Origin of the sequence: Pedobacter sp. PLR, assembly GCF_026239675.1 — a bacterium.
Classification (GTDB): Bacteria; Bacteroidota; Bacteroidia; order Sphingobacteriales; family Sphingobacteriaceae; genus Pedobacter.
In genome coordinates, this window is sequence record NZ_JAPIVQ010000041.1 from 1 (window position 1) to 460 (window position 460).

Consider the following 460-nt stretch of genomic DNA (forward strand, 5'->3'; position numbering starts at 1 on the left):
AATACCTTGGGTACCATTAGTTCCGGCAGCTCCTGTTTCACCTATAGCTCCCGTCAAACCGGTTGGGCCAATTGGACCAGTATCACCTTTCAATCCTTGAATACCTTGAATACCATTAGTTCCAGCAGCTCCTGTTTCACCTATAGCTCCCGTCAAACCAGTTGGGCCGATTGGACCAGTATCACCTTTCAATCCTTGGGTACCATTAGTTCCGGCAGCTCCTGTTTCACCTATAGCTCCCGTCAAACCAGTTGGGCCAATCGGACCAGTATCACCTTTCAATCCTTGAATACCCTGGGTACCATTAGTTCCCGCAGCTCCTGTTTCACCTTGTGGTCCCAAAGGTCCGATTGGTCCGGTAGCGCCAGTAGCACCGGCTGGACCAGAAATACCACCTACACCATCGTCACCTTTCGGGCCTTTGATATTACCAGTTACCGTCCAGTTATCCCCTTGTTTC

The 460-nt window shown here is 50.4% G+C and carries 1 pseudogene; it reads right to left on the reverse strand.

From position 1 onward, the window contains the following. Window positions 1-460: pseudogene (locus OQX61_RS24265) on the reverse strand (hypothetical protein); the annotation flags it as partial.